The following is a 2,974-nucleotide window of genomic DNA, read 5'->3' as shown; positions in this document are numbered from 1 at the left end:
GTGCTCTATCAGCATGCACGAACAATGTTAGATGCCGCTCAGCAAGGCTTAAACGAGGTTGTGTCCCATGATAATGAACCTCAGGGCAAACTCACCATTACTCTGCCTTCAGCTCTGACAAGGGCGCCTATTAATCAGCGTATCGCTGAGTTTGCCAAACAGTATCCAAAAATTGAGCTCAACCTTCTTTATACCGATATTCGACAGGACCTGATCGCCAACGGGATTGATCTGGCCGTGCGGGCAGGGGAGCTCGAAGACAGTGCGTTAAAATCAAAATCCATTGGCACCATTGAACGTGTGTTGGTTTGTTCAGCGTCTTATGCTGAGCAGCATGATGCACCTTCGGTGCCTGAAGATCTGGCTGAGTGGAATTGGATACGTCTGGCTATGTTACCGACGCAGAGGACGTTGATTGGTCCGGCTAATCAACGTATACCGATACATTACGCCAGCCAGATTGTCATCGACAGCGTGGATGCGATGGCTCAATTTTCTATACTGGGTCTTGGGATCTCGACGCCACCGCGCTTTTTGGTTGAAGATGCGATCGCTGATGGTCGCTTGGTGCAGCTGTTATCGGAGTGGCGCGTTGAAGGTGTTCCGATCTATGCGGTTTGGCCCGGGAATGCATCAATCAACAATAACGCCCGACGTCTCCTGAATTACTTAACGCCTACCACCGAATCATAAGGCAACTGTATACCTACAACACGTGGGACTCGCCTGACGAAAAGAAAAAGGACACTACATGGATACCATTGTTCCTGTTATTTTTGCCATCTTCGTCGCGTTTATTCTTTTCCGGATGACGCGAAAGTCGCGTGCTCGAAAGCGCGCGGATCTGATTGATGCATATCAGTTTCCAGTCAAGCTTCGTGAAAAGATCGCTGAAACCTATCCTCACCTAAGCGAACGGGAGGTTGCTAAGGTCATTCAGGGGTTACGTGAGTATTTCCATATCTGCAACACCGCAGGCAGCAAGATGGTCTCCATGCCGTCGCAGGTTGTTGATGTTGCCTGGCATGAATTCATTTTGTTTACCAAGAAATACGATCAGTTCTGCAATCAGGCACTCGGCCGCTTCCTTCACCATACACCGGCCGAAGCGATGAGCACCCCAACGATGGCTCAGAAGGGGATTAATACCGCATGGCGACTGTCATGCGCGCGGGAGCAAGTGCCACCAAAGAATCCAACCCGTCTACCTTTGCTGTTTGCACTGGACGCCGAGCTGGGTATTCCTGACGGCTTCACTTACGCGCTTAATTGTAAACGTACCGATCAGTCATCCGGCCATCCATACTGTGCGTCCCATATTGGTTGTAGCTCGGGCAGCAGCGCCGGAGAAGGGGGAGATGGGGATTCAGGTTGCAGCGGCGGATGCGGAGGCGACTAGGGGGGAGGTCATTTCATGCAGTAACCCCTGTTTAGGAGAAAGGCAGGGGCTTTGCAGATAATCATTGGCGTTAGCCATGGCAGTTGTAGTGTCTGCGGTTAAGCCATGCAGCACAACTCAAAGTCTTATCTGATCGGTCACTCCGGAGTGTCGTGCACTCACGACCAGCTGAGTTCGACTACGTACCTGAAACTTGCGATAGATATTGGTGAGATGGTACTTCACCGTACTTTCGTGAATACCCAGTTGATAGCTGATCTGTTTATTCAGCTTTCCATCAATGATCAGTCGAATGATCTGTAGCTGCTGATCAGTGAAGTCATCCAATGAAACACAATGATCAGGTGCCACAGGGGTCGTACGGGTATTTTTATCAATTTTCGGCCAATAAGAACCACCTTTTAACAGTCGGTGCGTGACCTTATTTATCCGTTCCATCGATGCACTACGCTCAACGACACCACGTATCCCCGCATGACGGGCGTCACTGATTAAAGAATCGGTGAGTTGATCGCACATCAACAGGGTTGTGATGCAGGTATTGCTCACCAGGTGTTTCAACGACCATTCCGGATGTTGTTCAATCAGTGTCTGATCGATAATCAGCAGATGATAACCGCTGTTGTTTTTAACCTGGGACTGGAGCTCGTCGATACCGCTAACACAATGCGCGGTATAAAGGACGTATTCCGGACCGCTGGTGATAGCGAGTTTGATCCCTTCACGGTGTAAAGGGTAACGATCAGCAATGAGGATTTTATGCGGCTTTTCCATGGGGGCCGTAGCTGTCAATCAGCACATCTGTAATTGTTGTAATCCCCATTCCAGAATACAGACGCAATCATCCCACAAACGCTTATGCATTTTGTAAACGAGGGCCTAAGGAATAAAAAGTGGGGAATAAGGCGTTACCCGGCAGTTAAACCACCGGGTAACAGCAACGATTATCGCGCGTCGAAGTCGACAACGACTTCATCGGAGATAGGGTGTGCCTGACAGCTCAACACATAGCCTGCGTCGATTTCGTGCTGTTCCAGACCGTGGGTGATGTCCATGTCGACTTCACCTTTAACCAGCTTACACTTACAGGTAGAACATACGCCCGCTTTACAGGAGTAAGGCAGTTCCATACCGTTGTGCATGCCTGCGTCGAGAATATTTTCGCCCACTGTCGCCAGATCGAACATGATGGAACGACCATCAGCAACGACGGTGACTTTAGACGTTTTCTCTTCGCCGAACTCTTCTTTACGTTTCGCCGCTTTCTCCAGCATCTCTTTAGAGTCAGCGGAGGAGTTAGCGAACAGCTCGTAATGGATCTGTTCGTCGCTCAGGCCTTCCATACGGAAACCACGAGACACTTCAGACATCATCGCTTCAGGACCACAGATGAACGCTTCATTCACGGATTTGATATCGATCAGACCCGCTTTCTGCAGGGCGTAACCCTTAGCGTTGTCGATGCGACCGTTCAGCAGGTCTGCACCCTGATCTTCGTAGTCCATTACATTGATCCAGTGGAAGCGATCCATGTAACGGTTTTTCACGAAGTTCAGTTCGTCTTTAAACATTACG

4 protein-coding genes are annotated in these 2,974 nt (G+C 49.7%); 2 read left to right on the top strand and 2 right to left on the bottom strand.

The genetic code is table 11. The features are described from left to right. Nucleotides 1-693: substrate binding domain-containing protein (locus ABYW01_RS18065; protein WP_372835508.1), on the top strand; the 693-nt coding region annotated here is incomplete at its 5' end. A 58-nt stretch (nucleotides 694-751) separates the two neighbouring features. After that, on the top strand, nucleotides 752-1,399 hold the full coding sequence (locus tag ABYW01_RS18060) for a hypothetical protein (RefSeq protein WP_372835507.1): 648 nt from the start codon (nucleotides 752-754) through the stop codon (nucleotides 1,397-1,399). Nucleotides 1,400-1,516: 117 nt separating this feature from the next. Here the strand turns inward: ABYW01_RS18060 and ABYW01_RS18055 are convergent, their stop codons facing one another. Both ABYW01_RS18055 and ABYW01_RS18050 read right to left on the bottom strand, forming a co-directional pair. After that, on the bottom strand, nucleotides 1,517-2,173 hold the full coding sequence (locus ABYW01_RS18055; protein ID WP_372835504.1) for a LuxR C-terminal-related transcriptional regulator: 657 nt from the start codon (nucleotides 2,171-2,173) through the stop codon (nucleotides 1,517-1,519). A gap of 170 nt (nucleotides 2,174-2,343) precedes the next feature. Further along, on the bottom strand, nucleotides 2,344-2,974 hold a 631-nt coding region (locus ABYW01_RS18050; protein ID WP_372835501.1), incomplete at its 5' end, for a 2Fe-2S iron-sulfur cluster-binding protein.

Origin of the sequence: Pontibacterium sp. (assembly GCF_041587635.1) — a bacterium.
Lineage (GTDB): Bacteria > Pseudomonadota > Gammaproteobacteria > Pseudomonadales > Balneatricaceae > Pontibacterium.
Note: the sequence above shows the minus strand (reverse complement) of the source record. Positions and strands in the feature narration are given on the sequence as shown.

What these genes read in the sequence shown, in the direction of transcription:
- ABYW01_RS18060 (WP_372835507.1), top strand. Translation starts at nt 752, where the DNA reads ATGGATACCATTGTTCCTGTTATTTTTGCCATCTTCGTCGCGTTTATT.
- ABYW01_RS18055 (WP_372835504.1), bottom strand. Translation starts at nt 2,173, where the DNA reads ATGGAAAAGCCGCATAAAATCCTCATTGCTGATCGTTACCCTTTACAC.